The 17599-nt window shown below is 55.4% G+C and carries 19 protein-coding genes, 2 tRNA genes, 1 pseudogene and 1 riboswitch; of the genes and pseudogenes, 12 read left to right on the top strand and 10 right to left on the bottom strand.

Annotation, left to right across the window (positions count from 1 at the left end; genetic code table 11):
- Window positions 1-63 precede the first annotated feature (63 nt).
- Both ACQG0T_RS07975 and ACQG0T_RS07970 read right to left on the bottom strand, forming a co-directional pair.
- Window positions 64-984: a DMT family transporter gene (locus tag ACQG0T_RS07975; RefSeq protein ID WP_017384777.1), complete on the bottom strand. Its 921-nt coding sequence runs from the start codon at window positions 982-984 to the stop codon at window positions 64-66.
- Window positions 985-1100: 116 nt separating this feature from the next.
- On the bottom strand, window positions 1101-1271 hold the full coding sequence (locus ACQG0T_RS07970; RefSeq protein ID WP_001273664.1) for a general stress protein: 171 nt from the start codon (window positions 1269-1271) through the stop codon (window positions 1101-1103).
- 391 nt (window positions 1272-1662) lie between these two features.
- Here ACQG0T_RS07970 and wrbA point away from each other — a divergent pair, with 391 nt between their 5' ends.
- Both wrbA and ACQG0T_RS07960 read left to right on the top strand, forming a co-directional pair.
- Window positions 1663-2259: an NAD(P)H:quinone oxidoreductase gene (gene wrbA, locus ACQG0T_RS07965; RefSeq protein WP_252051404.1), complete on the top strand. Its 597-nt coding sequence runs from the start codon at window positions 1663-1665 to the stop codon at window positions 2257-2259.
- A gap of 18 nt (window positions 2260-2277) precedes the next feature.
- On the top strand, window positions 2278-2505 hold the full coding sequence (locus ACQG0T_RS07960) for a YccJ family protein (protein ID WP_006809324.1): 228 nt from the start codon (window positions 2278-2280) through the stop codon (window positions 2503-2505).
- Between the two features lie 32 nt (window positions 2506-2537).
- On the opposite strand, the gene agp is transcribed toward ACQG0T_RS07960, so the two are convergent.
- The gene (gene agp, locus ACQG0T_RS07955) at window positions 2538-3779 is read right to left on the bottom strand and encodes a bifunctional glucose-1-phosphatase/inositol phosphatase (protein ID WP_126291286.1); all 1242 of its coding nucleotides are present in this window, start codon (window positions 3777-3779) and stop codon (window positions 2538-2540) included.
- Window positions 3780-3931: 152 nt separating this feature from the next.
- Between agp and ACQG0T_RS07950 the strand changes: the two are divergent.
- Window positions 3932-4039 (top strand): annotated as a pseudogene (locus tag ACQG0T_RS07950) (winged helix-turn-helix transcriptional regulator); the annotation flags it as partial.
- A gap of 66 nt (window positions 4040-4105) precedes the next feature.
- Here the strand turns inward: ACQG0T_RS07950 and ACQG0T_RS07945 are convergent.
- On the bottom strand, window positions 4106-4465 hold the full coding sequence (locus ACQG0T_RS07945) for a winged helix-turn-helix transcriptional regulator (protein ID WP_017384779.1): 360 nt from the start codon (window positions 4463-4465) through the stop codon (window positions 4106-4108).
- A 100-nt stretch (window positions 4466-4565) separates the two neighbouring features.
- Here ACQG0T_RS07945 and ACQG0T_RS07940 point away from each other — a divergent pair, with 100 nt between their 5' ends.
- Entirely contained in the window at window positions 4566-5315 is a 750-nt protein-coding gene (locus tag ACQG0T_RS07940; RefSeq protein ID WP_426723756.1) for an SDR family oxidoreductase, read from the top strand.
- A gap of 1 nt (window position 5316) precedes the next feature.
- Here the strand turns inward: ACQG0T_RS07940 and ACQG0T_RS07935 are convergent, their stop codons facing one another.
- A complete protein-coding gene (locus ACQG0T_RS07935; protein ID WP_015570881.1) occupies window positions 5317-5820 on the bottom strand; it encodes a DedA family protein in 504 nt (167 codons plus the stop codon).
- Window positions 5821-5979: 159 nt separating this feature from the next.
- Window positions 5980-6149, top strand: a riboswitch (M-box (ykoK) riboswitch).
- A gap of 60 nt (window positions 6150-6209) precedes the next feature.
- On the opposite strand from ACQG0T_RS07935, the gene ACQG0T_RS07930 reads away from it, so the two are divergent.
- On the top strand, window positions 6210-7211 hold the full coding sequence (locus tag ACQG0T_RS07930; protein WP_045142614.1) for a magnesium transporter: 1002 nt from the start codon (window positions 6210-6212) through the stop codon (window positions 7209-7211).
- A gap of 42 nt (window positions 7212-7253) precedes the next feature.
- On the opposite strand, the gene ACQG0T_RS07925 is transcribed toward ACQG0T_RS07930, so the two are convergent.
- A tRNA-Ser gene (locus tag ACQG0T_RS07925) sits at window positions 7254-7341 on the bottom strand.
- Window positions 7342-7595: 254 nt separating this feature from the next.
- Here ACQG0T_RS07925 and ACQG0T_RS07920 point away from each other — a divergent pair.
- Entirely contained in the window at window positions 7596-8114 is a 519-nt protein-coding gene (locus tag ACQG0T_RS07920) for a LuxR C-terminal-related transcriptional regulator (RefSeq protein ID WP_003858117.1), read from the top strand.
- A gap of 40 nt (window positions 8115-8154) precedes the next feature.
- Here ACQG0T_RS07920 and ACQG0T_RS07915 read toward each other — a convergent pair whose 3' ends face one another.
- On the bottom strand, window positions 8155-9768 hold the full coding sequence (locus tag ACQG0T_RS07915) for a mechanosensitive ion channel family protein (protein WP_032104945.1): 1614 nt from the start codon (window positions 9766-9768) through the stop codon (window positions 8155-8157).
- Between the two features lie 173 nt (window positions 9769-9941).
- On the opposite strand from ACQG0T_RS07915, the gene ACQG0T_RS07910 reads away from it, so the two are divergent.
- The 3 genes from ACQG0T_RS07910 to ACQG0T_RS07900 are packed head-to-tail and all read left to right on the top strand — an operon-like array spanning window position 9942 to window position 12735.
- Complete coding sequence (locus tag ACQG0T_RS07910; RefSeq protein ID WP_271040662.1) at window positions 9942-10949, top strand: ABC transporter substrate-binding protein; 1008 nt, start codon at window positions 9942-9944, stop codon at window positions 10947-10949.
- Window positions 10946-11977 (top strand): FecCD family ABC transporter permease, encoded by a 1032-nt coding sequence (locus ACQG0T_RS07905; RefSeq protein ID WP_271040661.1) that lies wholly within the window; start codon window positions 10946-10948, stop codon window positions 11975-11977. Before ACQG0T_RS07910 ends, ACQG0T_RS07905 begins: the two co-directional genes overlap by 4 nt.
- Window positions 11974-12735 carry an ABC transporter ATP-binding protein gene (locus tag ACQG0T_RS07900; RefSeq protein WP_032671209.1) on the top strand — a complete coding sequence of 254 codons (762 nt, stop codon included), beginning with the start codon at window positions 11974-11976 and terminating at the stop codon, window positions 12733-12735. The genes ACQG0T_RS07905 and ACQG0T_RS07900 overlap by 4 nt, the downstream gene beginning before the upstream one ends.
- Before the next feature lie 60 nt (window positions 12736-12795).
- On the opposite strand, the gene ACQG0T_RS07895 is transcribed toward ACQG0T_RS07900, so the two are convergent.
- Window positions 12796-12883 (bottom strand) — tRNA-Ser (locus ACQG0T_RS07895).
- A gap of 144 nt (window positions 12884-13027) precedes the next feature.
- On the bottom strand, window positions 13028-14656 hold the full coding sequence (locus tag ACQG0T_RS07890) for an ABC transporter substrate-binding protein (protein ID WP_032670182.1): 1629 nt from the start codon (window positions 14654-14656) through the stop codon (window positions 13028-13030).
- A 270-nt stretch (window positions 14657-14926) separates the two neighbouring features.
- On the opposite strand from ACQG0T_RS07890, the gene yccA reads away from it, so the two are divergent.
- Window positions 14927-15586: an FtsH protease modulator YccA gene (gene yccA / locus ACQG0T_RS07885; protein WP_003858127.1), complete on the top strand. Its 660-nt coding sequence runs from the start codon at window positions 14927-14929 to the stop codon at window positions 15584-15586.
- Between the two features lie 88 nt (window positions 15587-15674).
- A complete protein-coding gene (gene tusE / locus ACQG0T_RS07880) occupies window positions 15675-16004 on the top strand; it encodes a sulfurtransferase TusE (protein WP_003858129.1) in 330 nt (109 codons plus the stop codon).
- On the opposite strand, the gene yccX is transcribed toward tusE, so the two are convergent.
- Window positions 16001-16282 (bottom strand): acylphosphatase, encoded by a 282-nt coding sequence (gene yccX, locus ACQG0T_RS07875; protein WP_003858131.1) that lies wholly within the window; start codon window positions 16280-16282, stop codon window positions 16001-16003. The two genes, tusE and yccX, sit on opposite strands and share 4 nt — an antisense overlap.
- Before the next feature lie 93 nt (window positions 16283-16375).
- Between yccX and rlmI the strand changes: the two genes are divergently transcribed.
- Complete coding sequence (rlmI, locus tag ACQG0T_RS07870) at window positions 16376-17566, top strand: 23S rRNA (cytosine(1962)-C(5))-methyltransferase RlmI (RefSeq protein WP_017693677.1); 1191 nt, start codon at window positions 16376-16378, stop codon at window positions 17564-17566.
- The last annotated feature ends 33 nt before the right edge of the window (window positions 17567-17599 follow it).

Genomic DNA, 17599 nt, shown 5'->3' with positions numbered 1-17599 from the left:
CAATTGGCAAGTAGGCCCGCGCAAGCGAAGCGCCGCCGGGCTAAACGGGCAGGCTGCGCGTTATTAGCTATCTGCCCCTTGTTCAGCGCTCAATCCGGCAGTCGCCTTACGTCGTTTTTTTAACTTCAACTCGCTCACCAGCACCCCGGCGATAATAAACGCCGCGCCCACCAGCGCCAGCAGGGGCAGACGTTCCCCGGCGAGTCGCCCGAAAATACCCGCCCATACCGGTTCACCGGTATAAATGACCGTCGCCCGAGTTGGGGATACGCTGCGCTGCGCCCAGTTCATGGTGACCTGGATAATGGCGCTGAAAATGCCCAGCCCCAGCGCCACGACGATAAGCCCGGTAGACATCGGCGGGACGGACTCCCCTGCCGGCACCATCGTCGCGAACGCCACCAGCGACGCGGTGGTAAGCTGCACCACCGTCACCCGCTTGACGTCCACTTTTCCTGCCCAGGCGCTAATCAGGATAATTTCTGCCGCAATGGCGACGGCCCCCACCAGAGTGATGATCTCCCCCGGCCCCAGCGCCAGCAGATTATTTTCCGGCCCGGCTAATAAAATAAGGCCGATGAACGCCAGCACGATGCCAATGCACGACATCAAGCCCGGCATTCTGCCGAGGCACAACCACTGCAACAGCGGCACCAGCGGTACGTACATGGCGGTGATGAAGGCGGATTTACTGCTGGAGATAGACTGGAGCCCCCACGTTTGCAGGCTGTAGCCCATGGCAATCGCCACACCAATGGCGACACCCGCCTTAAGCTCTCTCAGGGTCAACCCGCGCAGGGTTTTCAGCGAAATAAGCGCCACGGCAATCGCCGCGGTTGCAAAGCGCAGCCCTACAAAGAAAAACGGATCGCTCATCGTGACCGCGTACTGAACGGCAAGAAAGGTTCCGCCCCAGAACATGGTGATCAAAATCAGGATCGCTTCCTGAGGCTTAATGGAGAAGGTAAAACGGGAAACGGACATGGGACACCAGCACGAAGAATTAATCCTGTAGTGTGCGATGCCTTTGATGACAGTTCAATGTAGCTGACATAAAAAAACCGCCGGGAAACCCGGCGGCAGGGCGTTAACCCGGCGTACTACTTATTGCTGCCGTGGCTATTTTTACCCCCTTTTTTACCAGCCTCTGATGCGCGCTGAGGGTCGTTTTTGAAGTTGCCCCCGCTAGACTGGCCACCTTTACGACCTGCTTCTGATGCTCTTTCACGGTCTTCAGCGAAATTACCTGAACCACCACGATGGTTTGCCATCTCTAACCTCCAGAGTGTGAAACATTAGACATCATATTGCATTCAGTAAAAGAGGATTCTTTCACCTCGCGGCTCAAGGGCAGTGCCTTTATCTGTGCCGCGTGAAACTAAGCTTAGTGTAATGCGGCTATCCGGCAAGCGAGAGGTAATATTCTGCAACATGATCTCAGCCTTTCGTATGAAATATCGGGGAAGTTATTCATAAGCCATTCTTATATTTTGAAAAATCCGCGCCGCGAAAGTTGTTTCATTTTGCTACAAGGCGCGTAACCAAAAGATATTGTTATATATCAAAGAAATGCCGTTCATTTTTGCAGTCTGGCTGTGATGTCATATCTTTAAAGGAACGCAGCGATCCGCTGTAAGAAAAACCAACGAGGAGTGATGCAAAATGGCAAAAGTTCTGGTGCTCTATTATTCCATGTATGGACACATTGAAACCATGGCTCACGCAGTAGCAGAAGGCGCAAACAGAGTAGACGGCGTTGAGGTCGTGGTTAAACGCGTACCGGAAACCATGCAGGCGGAAGCCTTCGCCAAAGCCGGGGGGAAAACACAAAACGCCCCGGTCGCCACCCCGCAGGAGCTCGCGGACTATGATGCCATTATCTTCGGCACCCCGACCCGCTTCGGCAATATGTCCGGCCAGATGCGCACCTTCCTCGACCAGACGGGCGGGCTCTGGGCCTCCGGCGCGTTATACGGCAAGCTGGCCAGCGTGTTCAGCTCTACCGGCACGGGCGGCGGCCAGGAGCAGACGATCACCTCCACCTGGACTACTCTTGCCCATCATGGGATGGTGATTGTGCCGATTGGCTACGGCGCGCAGGAACTGTTCGATGTTTCCCAGGTTCGTGGCGGGACACCGTATGGTGCGACCACCATTGCCGGTGGCGATGGTTCACGTCAGCCAAGCGATGAAGAACTTTCAATCGCCCGCTATCAGGGTGAATACGTCGCGGGTCTTGCCAAAAAACTGAACGGCTAACCCAACAGGAGGACAAGTATGCCAACTCAAGAATCCAAAGCTCACCACGTGGGCGAATGGGCAAGTTTACGCAATACCTCTCCGGAGATTGCCGAAGCCATCTTTGAAGTCGCCAATTATGACGAAAAGCTGGCTGAGCAGATTTGGGAAGAAGGCAACGATGAAGTGCTGGTTCGCGCCTTCGAAAAAACCGACAAAGACTCGCTGTTCTGGGGCGAGCAAACCATCGAACGTAAAAACGTCTGAACGTTCCCCCCGCCCACGCGGGGGGTTATCTTCTATTTCGCCGCGTTGTTCATCACCGCATTGAATTTATCGACAGGACAGAAGCCGTTGCCATCCACCGGACAGCCCTTCAGCTCCAGCGTCACGCGCTGCGCAGGGGATTGCAGCGACAGTACGCTGGCGTTACGCAACTGCTCTGAACTCTGGTAAACATACTCAATTTTCATCAGCTCCTGATTAGTGTTTTTGTCATGCCAGCGCTGGAAGACAATTTTACCGCCAATCGGGGTTCGTTCCTGCTGGTCGTGCAGCTGATAAGGCCTGAAGTCCAGCGCGGTCAGCAGCGAGGCGATGTTAGAGTCGTGCCCCACCAGCAGGGTGATTTTTGGCGCTTTTGCCTGGTCGGTCACCAGCGCTTTATCAATGTACTTCACCAGCGGTTTAGCCACGTTCTGCGCCACCTCCGTCGACGTAAACAGCGAGTCCTGATAGCCGTTTTTCAGCTTCGACAGTACGCGCCACTGCTGATCGGTTTTGATTTCCCCCCAGGCCACCTGGTCTGTCGGGAAGCCTTCGTAATACTGAAGCGTGAACGCATCCACCAGCGAGTTACCCACCTTCAGCGGCCCGGAGACGCCCGGCTCTTTTTCATAATCGGCGCTGAACGTATCTTTCGCCTCCGTCAGGGAGCAGACTTTTTTCTCCTTGCAGGACGGCGAGTCGCTGTAGTTTGTCAGCTGTTCCAGCAGTTTGTAGCTTTCATCCAGCTGCATTTTCTGCCGTTCCGTCTCCATCGCTTTCAGCGCTTTCTCACGAAACTCAGGGGAGTTATCGGTAATGACCGGATTGAAGGTGGGGTCCATGGTGCCCATTTTTTCCTGGTGATGCACAGGAACATCGCACCCCGGGAACGCGCCGGTGATAAAGAACTGCGCGGTCGCCACGGTGCGCTGGAGGCTGTTGGCGTAGGCATAGACGGCATCCGCTGGCGGGCATTCACCCGTCTTCACCATCCCCTGCTCTGCCAGCCACTCGCGCATATAGTGACCCATATACACTTCCAGTACGCCGCCTTTGGTGGTGAGCTGTCCACCCGGGACGTCCCACTCCGGCCACTGCTTCGGCGTGGACTGCTCCAGCACGCTGCCGTTATTGGCAAGCGGCGCGCGCAGGTTGTGGCGGCTCATGATGAGCACCTGTTCCAGCTGATAGCCGTCCGGCGTGTCCTGCGCCTGTGCGCCAAAGGTCACGGAAAGGGTACCTGCCACGGCAACTGCGAGTAGTGCTTTTCTCATCCCTAATTCCTCACACGTTTTTAATGTCGCCCTGAGTGTGACAGATCCGTGACAGGTTTTTCGGGAAGCATTTCTCAAACTGATGATTAACGTGCTTACGGCGTGTGCCGATGAGTTTTATAAAAAAACCATACCCCACCGGAGAATTCGCTGTGAAACGTACCCGCCTTGAAGAGAGCACCTGCCCCGTCGCCCGTTCGCTGGATATTATCGGCGACTGGTGGTCGCTGCTGATTGTTCGCGACGCGCGCTACGGGGTCGCAGTCGATATTCTGGTGGCCTATCTCACCGATGAAGCGGGGATCCGCGCTACGTAAAACAGTAGCCTAACGCTGAAGCTGGTCGCCGTATTCGCTCATCCAGGCGGCCAGCGGCGAGAGTGCGTCCTGAAGGGTTAGCCCCAGCTCGGTGATCTGATACTCCACGCGCGGCGGGATCTCCGGGTAGACCGTTCGCGTCACCAGACCGCGCTGCTCAAACAGGCGCAGCTGCTTCGTCAGCTCTTTCTGGGTGATGGGGGCAGCGGCACGCAGCAGATCGCCAAAGCGAACGGGCGTATTGAACACAATCAGGCGATAGAGAATGGGGATCGCCCACTTACCGGAAATCAGATTCACAAACTGCGTCATCGGGCAGGTATACGCCTCAGATTTTTTTTCGCAGCACGCTTCCAGCAGCTCTGCCATTTCACACCTCTTGCCTCGTTAGTATCCATTTGGTACCTGGTTTCCTTTCGATACTAACGTTTCTATAGTGCTTTCTCCAGAGACATTTCAGGAGAAGAACATGGGTCGTTTAACCGATAAGTATACGTTGATTACCGGCGGCACCAGCGTTATCGGTCTCGCCACCGCGCAGGCGTTTATCGCCGAAGGGGCGCGCGTCGCCGTGACCGGACGCAACCCGGATACCCTCGCCGAAGCAGAGCGCATTCTGGGCGATAAGGCCTGGGTGATCCCAACCGACGCAGGCGATATTTCGTCGCAAAAAGCGCTGGCGGAGACCCTCACCGCCCGCTGGCCACGCCTGGATGCGGTCTTTCTCAACGCCGGTGACGTAACGCACGCGCCGCTGGAAGCCTGGCAGGAAGAGGCCTGGGACCGTCTGATGAACATCAACCTGAAGGGACCGTTCTTTTTAATTCAGGCGCTGCTGCCGCTGCTGAATAACCCATCCTCGGTGATCCTCTGCGGCTCCGTGAGCGCGCGCATCGGCCTGCCCACCAGCAGCGCGTATGCCGCGAGCAAGGCCGCCCTGCTGTCGCTGGCGCGTACACTGTCGGCGGAGCTGCTGCCGCGCGGGATCCGCGTCAACGGTCTGAGTCCCGGTCCGGTGGAAACCCCGGCGTTTACAAAAACGGGCTTAAGCGACGAGGCGCTTAACGCGATGATGGCAGAGGTCATTAAGCTGGTGCCGCTGGGCAGAATGGGCTCGACGACCGAGCTGGCAAAAGCCGCACTCTATCTGGCCTCCGACGAGTCGAGCTACACGGTGGGAACGGAACTGCTGGTGGACGGCGGAATGGGGAGCCTGTAATTCAAAAGGCGCTGATGCCGGTGACCGCGCCGACATACAGCGCCGCCCACGCACAGGCGGAAAGCAGGCTGACGGCGTAGACCTTGACGGCGTTCAGCCTGAGCATCCCGGCCGCCAGCGGGACGATGTAACGCAACACCGCCAGGAAGCGCGACGTAAAAAGCACGATGACCCCGTTCTTTTGCAGCTGATGCTGGACCCGCAGGAACTTATTGGCATGCTTTGAGGTGAAGCGCGTGACCATCCTGGTATGCCCCATCAGTTGGCCGATATGGTAATTCAGCACCGAACCCGCCGTTGCCCCCATCACCACGGCGAGCCACGTCAGCGCAGGATGCATGCTCCCCTGGCTGACGGTAATGCCCGCCAGCAGCATCACCGACGCAGGCGGCAGCACGGAGGAGATCAGCACCGTCGATTTGCTCAGCGCCATCACGAATAACAGCACAAACAGATGTGCCGGATATAGCGCAAAATGATTCAGCAGGTTATCAAACCATGTCATTTTCCCCTCCCCCGTTAATAATTTAATTGTCCATTTAAAATGAATAACCTTAAATAAACCCTCAACATTTTATTAATAAGATTTACCTAAACCGTTCTTAAACATTATTTAATTTTCTGAGCACTAAATTTAAACAGGCGTATTATCCCTCTCGTTTTACAACGATCTCGTTATGGCGAGGCTCCTGTACAAATACACGTTATCGCTCTGGTGGGTTCGAGAGAACCGGCACAGGGTAAAACAGGCACTGTCGAATCAAGGCTTTGTCAGTATAACTTCCCTTGTGGGATACGGTGTACAGTGCTGAACCCAGGACGTGGGGATCTCCTTTCCGACATGCCCTGTCTTGCTCGCCCCTGAGAGATTTTAATATTCAAAGGGAATTTACTATGTCTTACGCTATTCACAACCAAAACCTGGTTTTTAATGACAGCGCCATCGCGCAATATATGAATACCGATTTTATCGTTATCGATATTTCATTATGCGTAGCTCTGGCACGCGAGCAGTTCTTTGAAAAATTAAAAGATGATGATATTCCGTCGCATATTTTTATCGAAGATAACGGTCGCCTCGCAGGTTTAATCGCCGTACGCAAATTATTGCAGGCCACGGATACCGTGCAGCCTGTTAAGGGGTTGATGATATCGGATTTTATTCAGCTCAAACCGGAAGATGAGCGGGCGGATGTCGCCGGGCTGCTGGCGCACGCGGGTGCGGATGTGGTGCCTGTGGTGACCCACGGCAAGCTGGTGGGCTGCCTTACCGAGCGTGAAATCGCCCATCTGCTCGAAGATGACGTTACTGAAGATGCCCAGCTTCAGGGGGCGACGCTGCCGCTGGAGAAGCCCTATCTGGAAACCAGCGCCTTCAGCCTGTGGAAGAAACGCTCCGTCTGGCTGCTGCTGCTGTTTGTTGCGGAAGCGTATACCAGTTCGGTGATCCAGCATTTTGAAGAGGCGCTGGAATCTGCCATCGCGCTGGCGTTCTTTATTCCGCTGCTGATTGGCACCGGCGGAAACAGCGGGACGCAGATCACCTCGACGCTGGTGCGCGCCATGGCGCTGGGTGAAGTCCACCTTCGCGATGTGGGTCGCGTGCTGCGCAAAGAGATCAGCACCTCGTTAATGATTGCCGCCACGCTGGGTCTGGCGGGCTGCGTTCGCGCCTGGATGATGGGTATTGGGATGGAAATCACGCTCATCGTCAGCCTGACGCTGGTCTGCATTACGCTGTGGAGCGCCATCGTCTCGTCGGTGATCCCGATGGTACTGAAACGCTGCAAAATCGATCCGGCGGTGGTCTCCGCACCGTTTATCGCCACGCTAATCGACGGGACCGGGCTGATTATCTACTTCAAAATCGCGCAGTATACGCTGGGGCTGGAATAACGAAAAAACCCTGCGATATTGCTATCGCAGGGTTTTCGAATTTGGCGGAAGCGTAGAGATTCGAACTCTAGAACCCTTTCGGGTCGCCGGTTTTCAAGACCGGTGCCTTCAACCGCTCGGCCACGCTTCCAAAGTGAGGCGCACTATAAACATCTCTGAGCATGATGTAAAGCACGAAATTGCATAACATTACACGTCTTCCGTCCTCCCCTTCCGTCCCGCTGATTTCTTCGCCATCGACTGGCTAAAATGTAAACATTTATTTTTACATTCATAACGTTTATTAGATTCGCGGGTGATCATTTAGACTCTTTTTCGCACAACACCCATTAACCGTAGATCACTGCGATAAGAGATTAGCCATGACTTTATTTAACGACGATTATGAATTTTTTATTTATCAGTGATAACTATTACCTTTGCCATGGTGTATCAAGCTCCCTGACATCAACCCATTTGATTCGCGATGACGCGGATATTCACGATCTTGATGGGGTCGATCAGGCGATGGATTTTATCATTGCGATTGAACAGGATAAGTTACGCAATAAAACCATTCGGCAGGTCAAAAAAGTTAAGCGTGATTACATTGTCCTGATGCATGAGATAGAAGCCAACCGCGCAGTGAGAATCGATAATATTATCTATTCGTCGATGCATTTTACTGCTCACCCTTTTCAGCAGCTGATGCGCTTTTACCGGGCGCTCAGAACACACTCCTTTACGCGACGCGAATATGACGTGCTGAAGCTGTTTCATTTGGAAAACCATGAGATCGCGAAAAAGCTGCAACTGTCACAAAAAACGACCAGCACCTACCGCGTGAGGATCCTCGAGAAATTAAATATGCGCTCAAAAAACATTCTGGCGATGACCCGTGTAAAATCGGCGATCGTCGATTAAAAGCTGTAACATTTTGCCTTGCCACGGAAAAACCGGGCCGTCACGTTTCGCCCTGAGGGGGTTTGGCTGGCGCGGTATACCAGTTCTCTTTGGCAACCATTACGCTGCCCTCTGGCTGCATAACAAAATTCGGGGACATGATCTGCACGTTAAATTCGTTAAACACATCCTGTATCTGGCTATGCAGTTCATTGCGGGCAACCGCGAGGGACTGTTCGGGCAGCAGACGGACCTGCAATTCGTAAGCGATATACCAGTCCATTAGCCCTAACTGGCGTACCAGCGGCGGCTCGGAAAGGTCAATCCCTTTTGCCCGTTTCGCGGCCAGCTCCAGCATGGCATGCACCTGACGCCATGGGGTGTCATAACCGATCGTGACGCTGACCGTCAGATTGAGGCTGCCATCGGGCTGTAGCGCGCTCAGATTGGTGATCTTACCGCTCACCACCACCGCGTTGGGCACGGTAACGACATAATTTTCCCGGGTAATAATTTTGGTCGCCAGCATGCCAATTTCACTGACCTTGCCTTCGTTATCCGCCACCCGAATGACATCGCCTTTGCGCAGTGCGCGGGAGTAAATCAGGACCAGACCGCTCATGGCATGGTTCATCACCCCTGCCGAGCCCAGCGTTAACATCAGGCCAAAGAAGACGCTAATACCTTTAAACGCCAGCGAGTTTGCACCGGGAAGAAACGGCCAGGCGGCGGAGAGAGCAAATAGCCAGACGGCAACGGAAATGAGCTTACGGGTAGCCCCCACGGTTTCCGGATGTACGCCGGGAAGTTGCAGACGACCAGCCTCCACCTGATTGAGCACCATCCTGAGAAGCTTCAGAATAAAAGCGGTAATGAGGAAAATGATCAGCACAATCGTCAGCCCCGGCAAGGCCGAGACAATCGCCAGGGCGATTTGCTGCACCACGCGAAGCGTCCAGTCTCCCAGCGACGTGCCCCACACCCGCGTCCACGGAAACAGACTGAATGCCCAGCTCAGCCAGACGTAAAAGCCGATCAACCCCAGCAGGAACATCAGCAAGGCGTAAAGCCGAATCTCAATTGCGCCAATGTACCGCCGCCAGCTTTGCGGCACCCGGCTGCGATTCTCCACAATACGCCGACGGTAGACGCGCCGGAACCAGCGCCAGGATCGCCACGCGCCGTAGCAGAGCAGCAACAGCGCCAGCAGGCCAGCGGCTGTTTTTACCGTCGACAGCGCCAGCCAGCCGGTATCGTATTGATCGCGCAGCGCCATCCTTTGCGCTTCCATGCGCGCCAGCACGCGCTGTGCGGCCTGATTGAGGGTAAGATCGTCCCCTTCGTCCAAATCCCCTTCCGTCAGCAGCATCACAGGTTTCCCGTTCATCACTATCAGCCGTCCCTGCTGGTTATAGCGGGTCACGGGGACGATGCTGAGCGGCTCACGCACATCCGCCTCGGTAAAATTGCGCAGGGTGTTGCGGATGCGTAAAACGCGTTCTTCCGGCGTGGTCAGGCCAAATTTCGCCTGGAGCATGACGATGGGCTGATGGAAGATGTAGACCGTTCGGGCGCGCTCCTGCTCCGTAGGCGCCTGGCGGGGCTCTGCGGCATACGATGAGAAGGCGCTCAGGGCGGCAAAACAGAACGCAAACGCGAGCAGGATCTTTTTCATCCTTACTACCCCAGGTCAGAAATCTTGTTATTTTTCAGGCAACCCGCGAATGCCAGGTGGGTATGTTGAGAATAGTCCAGCCTTTCGTTTCTGCAACGAGCGACGGTGAGCGTGTTGCTCTCAGTCACAATATATGTATTATGTTATAACATAACAATTTCGGATTGCGTTCTATGTTACTTAAAAATGGGTTATTTCTGGCTTCACTGCTCTCCATGGCGCCTGCCGCTTTCGCCGCAACCACCTGGCCCCTCACGATTGAAAATTGCGGCGTTAAGCAGACCTTTACGCAGGCTCCTCAGCGCGTCGTGACCGTGGGTCAGCATGAAACAGAATTACTGCTCGCACTGGGGCTGGAGAAAACGATCGCCGCGACGTCAGTCTGGTTCGGCAAGCTCCCGGCCCCGCTGGAGGATGCCGGGAAAAACCTCCCCAGGCTTGCGGATAATTCCCCCTCCTTTGAGGCCGTGGTAGGGCAGAAACCTGAACTCGTTCTCGCACAGTATCACTGGCACATTGGTCCGCAGGGAGAAGTGGGAACCCGTGAGCAGTTTGCGTCGCTGGGGATTAATACGTGGATCTCCCCTGCCGACTGCACGGATAAAACGGTAACGGAAACCTCAAACGCAGACGGAGCACGTAGCGCGCCGTTTTCACTGGCGGAAATTACACGGGAAGTGACAGATCTGGCGAGGATTTTTGATGTTTCCGCGCGAGGTGAGCAGCTCAATCGTGCGCTGGCGGAGCGTATTAAAAAGGCCCAGGCGCGCGCCTCCGCGAAACCGCTTAGCGTTGTATTCTGGTTCTCCAGCAGCCGTCTGAATGGCGATCCCTGGGTGGCCGGGAATTACGGCGCGCCTGGCTGGATCAGCCGCACGCTGGGGGTGAAGAACATTATTGACTCTCACGACGAATGGCCCGCTGTAACGTGGGAACATATAGCCCGATCGCAGCCGGACGTGATTGTTATCGCCGGGATGTCCCGCAGGCTCTACCCTGCCGATGACGTTGAGGTAAAAAAAGCGTTCTTGCGCAGTGACCCGGTGACAAAGAACATGCCTGCGGTCAGGAACAACCACATCATCGTGGTGCCAGCGATGTCGTTAAACCCTTCATTGCGTAACGTCGATGCGGTTGAGCTTATCAGCGATCGGCTGGCTTCTTTCCGGGATGAACAATGAGTCATTTCGCTTTTGACCGCCGCCAGCAGGGTTTACTGGCAGCAGGTGCCATGGCGCTGCCGCTGATGCTGGTCTTTGCCGCCAGTATCGGTGATATGCCGGTGTCGTATGCCAGTACCGGGAAAGCGATCCTCAACGGACTGGGTTTGACCTCTTATGCGTTGCCGCAAACGGAGGAAGGTATCGTCTGGCAATATCGCATGAGCCGGGCAGTAATGGCCGCGTGCAACGGCGGCGGCCTGGCGTTGTGCGGGCTGGTGTTACAGTCGATCCTGCGTAACCCTCTGGCTGAGCCTTATCTGCTGGGGATTTCCGCGGGCGCATCGCTGGGGGCCGTCTGCGTGATGCTTCTCGGCATCGGGGGGAGCGTGATTGGCGTAAGCAGCGGTGCGTTTGTCGGTTCGTGCGCCGCCTTTGCGCTCATCATGGTGATTACGAACGGGATGAGTGAAAGCCCGTCGCGCATTTTGCTGGCTGGCATTGCGGGCACCCAGCTCTTCAACGCCATGACCGCGTACGTCGTCAGTACGTCCGCCAATGCCGAGCAGTCCCGTAGCGTCATGTTCTGGCTGCTGGGAAGTCTGAGCGGCGTGCGCTGGCCTGACGCGCTGCTGGCGCTGGCCGTTACGCTTGCGGGTTTACTGGTGGTATTGCTCTTTTCACGGGCGCTGGACACCTTCACCTTCGGGGATGAGGTCTCCACCACGCTGGGGATCCCGGTTACCGCCGTGCGTATTGTCTCATTGCTGACCTGTGCCATTGTTACCGCAACGCTGGTGAGCGCCACGGGCGCAGTGGGGTTTGTCGGGCTGGTCATTCCCCATGTAACGCGCATGCTATGTGGGCCGGGCCATCGTCTATCTATCCCGCTGACGTTTCTTATCGGCGCCCACTTTATGATCCTCGCCGATATCGTCTCACGCACGCTGATTGTGCACCAGGTTCTGCCCATCGGGGTGGTGACTGCGCTGGTGGGCGCCCCCGTCTTTGTGGCGTTGCTTTATCAAAACCGAAAGGAGCATCCATGAATATTACCGTGGCCGGGTTAACCGTAACCCGACAAGCGCAGACGGTGCTTAAGGATATCGATCTCGACCTGCCATCCGGGCAGATTATCGGCCTGTTAGGGCCAAACGGCTCAGGCAAGTCGACGCTGCTGCGCTGTCTCGCCGGGCTGTTTCCACGACTCAGCGAACGCGTGGCGCTTAATGGCACAACGCTTGGCATGATGCCGCTGAAAAAACGCGCGCAGCACATGGCGTTTGTCCCGCAACATGCTGAGGTCGACGGAGAACTGACCGTTGAGGACATTGTCAGACTGGGGCGTACGCCCTACCGGAAAACATTCCAGAGAACCTCGCGCGACGATGAGGCTGCGGTTGAGCAGGCGATTGGCCTGATGCAGTTATGCCGCTTACGCCAGCGGCGATGGCACTCTTTGTCTGGCGGAGAGCGCCAGCGAAGCCAGATAGCCCGCGCGCTGGCCCAGCAGCCGCAGGTGCTGTTGCTCGATGAACCGACAAACCACCTGGACATTCAGCACCAGCTGGAGCTGATGCGGCTCGTTTCACAGCTGCCTCTTACGGTGGTGGTTGCACTGCACGATCTCAATCTTGCGGCCAATTATTGCCAGCGTCTGATCCTCCTGAAGGCCGGGCAGATCGCCGCCACGGGCGCGCCCGAAGCGGTTCTGACGCCGGCAAACATCGAGGACACCTGGTGCGTAAAAGCTCAGGTCTGCAAGGCCGACGCCGGGATCACGATAAGCTACAACATGGTGGCATGACGGAAGACTGGCGCAAAAACAAAAACCCCTGCGATATTGCTATCGCAGGGGTTTCGAATTTGGCGGAAGCGTAGAGATTCGAACTCTAGAACCCTTTCGGGTCGCCGGTTTTCAAGACCGGTGCCTTCAACCGCTCGGCCACGCTTCCTAAGTGAGGCGAACTATAAACACCTCACCGCGCGCTGTAAAGAGTGTGCGCATTCGTTCGCTTTAAAAATAGCCAAAATGCGTTTAATCGGTTGAATAGACGACAGATTGGCCGTTTTGTCAGCATAATATCCACCGCGGATCGTTAGTGCTTTTTGATGTACATATCTTTGGTGTAGTAGTACCCGAGCTTGTCTGGCGTGAAGCCCCCTACCCACGGTTTCACCAGGTGCGTGCGCACGTAATGATAGACCGGGATCGCCGGTACATCCCGTCCCAGCAGATCTTCTGCCTGCTGGTAGAATTTACCGCGCTCCTCCGCCGTTTTCGATTTCGCCGCGTTCACCAGTGCCCGATCGTAGTCCGGATTGCTGTACTGAGTGGTGTTTTGGCTATCCCCGGTACGGAAGTTGTTCAGGAAGGTTGCCGCATCGTCGTAATCGGCAATCCAGGCGTAGCGTACCGCGTCAAAGTTATGGGTGTGCATGGTATCAAGCATGGTTTTCCACTCCTGATTTTGCAGCTTCGCCTCCACGCCGAGGTTCTTCTTCCACATTGAGCTGGCGGCAATGGCAATACGCTGGTGCGATTCCGAGGTGTTATAGAGGAGATTAAAGCTGAGCGGATGGCTGTCGTTAAATCCGGCTTCGGCCAGCAGCTTTTTCGCCTCGGCAATGCGTTTATCCATCGGCCAGCTGGCGTAATCCGGGTTCTGGAGCTTGACGCCGCCAATATCCGGCTGGCTGATCAGCCATGCCGGGCGCTGGCCCTGCCCTAATACTTTCCCGGCAATGATGTCTTTATCCAGCGCCAGGTTCAGCGCCTTGCGCACGCGGGCGTCGTTGAACGGCGGCCGGGTGGTGTTGAACTGATAATAATAGGTGGCAAGCTGCGGTGAAACGTCCAGCTCGCTCCCCAGCGTTTTCTTCAGCTGAGCAAACTGGTTGATCGGCACCGTGTAAACAATGTCGATTTCGCCCGCTTTGTAGCGGTTGACGTCAGCAGCTTCAGAGGAAATGGGCAGATAGGTCACCTTGTTGATGACGGTATATTCGTTATCCCAATATTTCGGGTTACGCACCGCCACAATGCGTTCGTTAACCACCCACTGTGACAGTTTATAGGCCCCGCTGCTGACGAAGTGCTCCGGTTTGGTCCACTTATCACCGAAACGGCCTACCAGGACTTTATCAATTGGCACCAGAGACGGGTGAGCCAGCATCGCCAGGAAAGCGGCGTTAGGTTGCGTGAGCGTAACTTCCAGCGTGGTGTCATTGATGGCTTTCACCCCCAGCGACTCGGGCGCTTTTTTGCCTTCTGCGATATCAGTGCCGTTGACGATACGCATACTACCGGGATAGCTGGCATACGGAGAGGCGGTTTTCGGGTCGACCAGCCGCTGCCAGCTCCAGACAATATCTTCCGCGGTGATGGGGGTTCCATCGCTCCAGGTAATGCCCGGACGCAGATGGAACGTCCAGACGGTGTTGTCTTTATTTTCCCATTTCTCCGCCAGGCGCGGCTGGATTTCACCTGCCGGAGAGACGCTGACCAGCCCGTCGAATAAATCGCTGATAATATTGAATTCGACATCGCTTTCGACTTTATGCGGGTCGAGCGAGGCGGGTTCACTGCCGTTGTTCCTGACCAGTTCCTGCTTATCTGCCAGCTGGGTTCCTGCCGGCACGTTAGCCGCCCAGGTTGCCGTGCTGGCGCACAGGATCCCTGCGGTTAACAAAGAGAGTGTAAAGTGCGTGCGTGTTTGTGGTTTCATTTCCTTCGCCTTATTGTCTGTTTTTATGACGATCCGGAAATAACTCTTAGCGGCCTTAGGGAAATAACGCAATATTTTTCAGTGACCTATAAGAGGTTGATCTGAATACGCCCTACAAACCGCACTTCATTCTGAGTACAAAGGCTTTGCCAGAATAAAAAACCAGTATAATCCCTAAGGGGCTGAGTAAAGATGGGTAAAACCACTTTGCGTCTGCCGCGCCGTTTCCTATTCTTTGCGCTAATTACATCTGTCATAAGAGAGTGACTCATGGATCGTATAATTACTTCTTCACGCGACCGCACATCGCTACTCAGCACCCATAAGGTGCTGCGCAATACCTATTTCATGCTCAGCCTGACGCTGGCGTTTTCGGCGATCACCGCGACGGCCAGCACCGTACTGATGCTGCCTTCTCCGGGCCTGATCCTCACGCTGGTAGGTATGTACGGTCTGATGTTCCTGACCTACAAAACCGCGGATAAACCGGTGGGGATTCTCTCCGCGTTCGCCTTTACCGGCTTCCTGGGCTACATTCTGGGGCCAATCCTGAATGCCTATCTGTCTGCCGGAATGGGCGACGTAATTGGTATGGCGCTGGGCGGTACCGCGCTGGTGTTCTTCTGCTGCTCGGCCTACGTGCTGACCACCCGTAAGGACATGTCCTTCCTTGGCGGTATGCTGATGGCAGGTATCGTGATTGTGCTGGTCGGTATGCTGGCGAACATCTTCCTGCAATTGCCTGCGCTGCATCTGGCAATCAGCGCGGTGTTTATCCTGATTTCATCCGGCGCAATCCTGTATGAAACCAGCAACATCATTCACGGCGGTGAGACGAACTATATCCGCGCCACCGTGAGCCTGTATGTGTCGCTGTACAACATTTTTGTCAGCCTGCTGAGCATCCTGGGCTTCGCCAGCCGCGATTAACTCACCGTGCTGTGAACAGGGCCCCGCTTATGCGGGGCTTTGTTTTTTTGGTAGACTGAGGCGGTTTTTGACTAACGCGTGAATGAATATGTTGAGTTTTGAAGGCAAAGAGATCGAAACCGATAACGACGGTTATCTGAAAGAGAGCAGCCAGTGGAGCGAAGCGCTGGCGGAGAAAATTGCGGAAAACGAAGGAATTACCCTCTCCCCGGAACACTGGGAAGTGGTGCGCTTCGTGCGAGAATTTTACCTTGAATTCAACACCTCGCCGGCTATCCGCATGCTGGTCAAAGCCATGGCGAATAAATTTGGCGAAGAGAAAGGCAACAGCCGTTATCTGTATCGCCTGTTTCCGAAAGGCCCGGCTAAACAGGCGACAAAAATCGCCGGCCTGCCAAAGCCGGTAAAATGCATTTAATAGCGAATACTGAAGTCAGCGTATTCCCGGCCGGGTTGATGCGGTTCCGTTAGCACCTTATCAACCCGCGCGCTGCGCGGTCCGCCCGCTTTCAGCCACGCCACCAGCTTCTCTACCCGATCCGCCTCACCGCAGGCCACAACCTCCACGCTGCCATCATCCATGTTACGCGCATACCCCGTCAGCCCGAGCTGAAGGGCTTCGCGCTGGGTGCTGTAGCGGAATCCGACGCCCTGTACAAGGCCATGGACCCAGGCAATGGTGCAAACATTTGACATCATCCTTCTCCTTATCCGACTGGCGCGTTGCATTTCCTCACTGAAGTCGGGAAAATGGCGGCCATTTCATTGGAATCGACAGAATAGCAAATTATGAGTGTACGTTTAGTGTTAGCCAAAGGGCGCGAGAAGTCATTACTGCGCCGTCATCCCTGGGTCTTTTCCGGCGCGGTTGCCCGCATGGAAGGTAAAGCCAGCCTCGGTGAAACCATCGATATTGTTGACCATCAGGGGAAATGGTTAGCACGCGGCGCATACTCGCCAGCATCTCAGATCCGCGCGCGCGTCTGGACGTTCGATAAAGACGAAACCATCGATATCGACTTCTTTGTCCGTCGTCTGCAACAGGCGCAGCAGTGGCGCGAGTGGCTGGCAAAGCGTGACGGGCTGGACAGCTATCGTCTGATTGCCGGAGAGTCCGACGGGCTGCCGGGCGTGACCATTGACCGCTTCGGCAATTTCCTGGTGTTGCAGCTGCTGAGCGCCGGGGCGGAATACCAGCGTGCCGCGCTGATTAGCGCCTTGCAAACCCTGTTCCCGGAATGTGCCATTTACGACCGCAGCGACGTGGCGGTACGTAAAAAAGAGGGCATGGAGCTGACGCAAGGCCCGGTCACCGGCGAACTGCCGCCTGCCCTGCTGCCTATCGAAGAACATGGCATGAAGCTGCTGGTGGATATCCAGGGCGGCCATAAGACCGGTTATTACCTCGACCAGCGTGACAGCCGTCTGGCAACGCGCCAGTACGTTGCCGATAAACGCGTGCTGAACTGCTTCTCTTATACCGGCGGCTTTGCGGTCTCTGCCCTGATGGGCGGCTGTGCTCAGGTAGTGAGCGTCGACACCTCACAGGAAGCGCTGGACGTGGCGAAGCAGAACGTTGAGCTGAATAAGCTGGATCTGAGCAAAGCGGAGTTTGTGCGCGACGACGTATTCAAACTGCTGCGTAAATACCGCGACCAGGGCGAGAAATTTGACGTCATCGTGATGGACCCGCCGAAGTTTGTGGAAAACAAAAGCCAGCTGATGGGCGCCTGCCGTGGCTATAAAGACATCAACATGCTGGCGATCCAGCTGCTGAACCCGGGCGGCGTGCTGCTGACGTTCTCCTGCTCTGGCCTGATGACGACAGATTTATTCCAAAAAATCATCGCCGATGCCGCAATAGATGCGGGTCGTGATGTACAATTTATAGAGCAGTTCCGTCAGGCCGCCGATCACCCGGTGATCGCTACCTACCCGGAAGGGCTGTATCTGAAAGGGTTTGCCTGTCGCGTCATGTAACTTGAAAAGAGAAATATTGCCCGCACATAGTGT

Source organism: Enterobacter cloacae complex sp. 302F9, from assembly GCF_050030335.1.
In the GTDB taxonomy this organism is placed as follows: domain Bacteria; phylum Pseudomonadota; class Gammaproteobacteria; order Enterobacterales; family Enterobacteriaceae; genus Enterobacter; species Enterobacter hormaechei_C.
Note: the sequence above shows the minus strand (reverse complement) of the source record. Positions and strands in the feature narration are given on the sequence as shown.